At 74.6% G+C, this 2,479-nt stretch carries 1 protein-coding gene; it reads right to left on the bottom strand.

Annotated elements, in window-relative coordinates:
* Positions 1 to 141: 141 nt before the first annotated feature.
* A partial coding sequence (locus R6V09_RS50830; RefSeq protein ID WP_317888201.1) for an acyltransferase domain-containing protein occupies positions 142 to 2,479 on the bottom strand: 2,338 nt, incomplete at its 5' end.

Consider the following 2,479-nt stretch of genomic DNA (forward strand, 5'->3'; position numbering starts at 1 on the left):
CGCGGCGGCACGCCGGGACATCGCCCGGGGAGGGCACTGCGGCAGGGCGGCGCGCGGGGAGATCCCGGCCGGGTGGCCGGGGGTTGTCTCGACGGTGTGCTGGTGCGGCATGGCGGCTCCTCGGGTCGGGTCGGCGGGTCCTCAGGCCGGTGCGGTGGGTCCGCCCGGCGAGGCCAGCACCCGCCGCAGATGGGCGGCGATCTCGTCGACGTGCGGCGGGTCGAGCAGCGACAGGTGATGCCCCGACACCGGTACGACCGTCAGGCGCGGGCACAGCTCGTCCCAGCCGAGCGCGTCGTCGTCCCGTTCGTACGCCGGGTCGCGCACGGTGTGCGGCGCCGGTTCCGTGGCCCGGTACAGCACCACCGGGCCCTCGTACCGGCCCGGGCGGTGTGCCTCGCCGATCCTCAGATCCAGGTACGAGGCACGCTGGTGCTCCAGCGCGGCGGGCGGCACCCGCACGGCCCCGCGCAGGGTGCGCAGCACGGCGTCGATACGTGTGCGGTCGTCGTCCATCGCCACGAGTTCGTCGTACGGCAGCGGGAGTTGGACGCCGTACGCGTCGGCGACGTGCCTGGCGAAGCCGGTGAGGTGGGCGCGGACGCGGTCGGCGGGGGTGCGGCCGGGCTGGGGGAGGGGACGTACGGAGTCGATGAGCGCGACGAGTTCGACGTCCCGCCCGGCGGCGGCGAGCCGGCGTGCCGTCTCCTGGGCGACGAACCCGCCGAAGGACCAACCGCCCAGCGCACACGGCCCGTCGGGGTGCACGGCGGTGATCTCCTCGGCGTAGCGCCGCGCCTTCTCCGACACCGTACGGGCGTCCTCGATCCGGTCGAGACCGTGCACCGGCCGGTCGTCGCCCAGGTGTCGGGCGAGCGCGCGGTAGACGTCGGTGCTGCCGCCGGCGGCATGGAAGAGGAAGAGCGGGGCCTGCGTGCCGCCTTCACTCAGCGTGCGGAGAGGGGCCGGGTCGTTGGTCAACTGCCGTATCCGGGCGGCGACTTCGTCGACCGTCGTGGCGTCGAACAGGTCGTGCAGACGCAGCTCGATCCCGAACTCGCGGTCCAGTGCGGTACGGATCCGGACGGCCATCAGGGAATCCAGGCCGAGGTCGGCCAACGCCGTGGTGGGGGAGAGGCGGGCCGGGGAATGTCCGGTGACGGCGGCGATGTGGTGACTCAGGCGGGCGACCACGGAAGTGGGGGCGGGTTCCACAACAGCGGCGGGCTCCGGCACAGCGGCGGGCTCCGGGACGACGGCCGCGACGGCAGTCCCCGCCGGCCGTTCTGCCGTGACGTGCCCCCGCCCGTCCGTCCACCAGTACCGGACGTGCCGCCAGCGCGGCAGCGGAAGGTCGACGACCCGACCAGCCGGTACCGGCAGGGACAGCCCCGCCGCGTACAAGGCACCCAACTCCCTGAGGAACGCGGCGGACCCGGCCGCGTCGCGCCGCAGAGTACTCACGGTGAGCGCGCCGGGCACGGTGTCGGTGATGGACCGGGCCAGGACCGGATGCGGCGAGATCTCGACGAAGGCGGTACGACCGTCCGCCGCAGCGGCCGCGAGGGCCCGGTCCAGCCGCACCGGCCGGCGCAGGTTGGCCGCCCAGTGGTCGGCGCCGAACTCGCAGACACCGCGCGGGTCGTCGAGGACGGTGGAGTAGACGGGGACCCGCGGTGACCGGCCCCGGAGGTCCGCGAGGGCCTCTACCAACTCCGGCAACAGCGGGTCCACCTGGGGCGAGTGCCCGGCGCCGACGACCCGCATGGCCCGGGCGGCACGCCCTCGCTCCTCCAGCCGGCGTACCAACCGGGCGACCGCCGCCTCGTCACCGGTGACGACCTTCTGCCGGGGCGAGGAGTGCACGGCGACCTGAACACCCGGGAACTCCCGGTCCAGGTCGGGCAGTTCACCGTCCTCCAGGTCCACGACGGCCATCGCGCCCCCGCGCCCCCCACCGCGCAACCGGGCCCGCACGGCGACGACCCGCGCCGCGTCCACCACGTCCAGCGCGTCCGCGCACACGGCGGCGGCCACCTCGCCCAGGGAGTGACCGATCACGGCGGCGGGTTCGACGCCGTAGGACCGCCACAGCTCGGCGAGCGCCAACTGTGTGCCGAAGAGCACTGGTTGGGACACGTCGAGCCGGTCGAGAGGTCCGGCGGAGGCCAGGTGTGCGCGGAGCGAGAAGCCGAAGACGTCGGCGAGCTGTGCGTCGAGTTTCTCCACGGCGGCGGCGAAGGCCGGTTCCTCCACGAGGAGTTGACGGCCCATGCCGGTCCACTGGCTGCCGTACCCGGAGAACACCCACACCGGACCGCGCCCCACCCGATCGCGGTCGCCGGTGATCACCCGCGGGTCCCGGCAGCCCTGCCCCAACGCGTCCAGTGCGTCGGCTAGTTCGCGCCCGTCGTGGGCGACGACGGCGGCGCGTACCGGCCCGCGCCCGGTACGTCCCGCGAGCGTGCGTGCCACATCG

Origin of the sequence: Streptomyces sp. W16 (genome assembly GCF_033194735.1) — a bacterium.
Classification (GTDB): Bacteria; Actinomycetota; Actinomycetes; order Streptomycetales; family Streptomycetaceae; genus Streptomyces.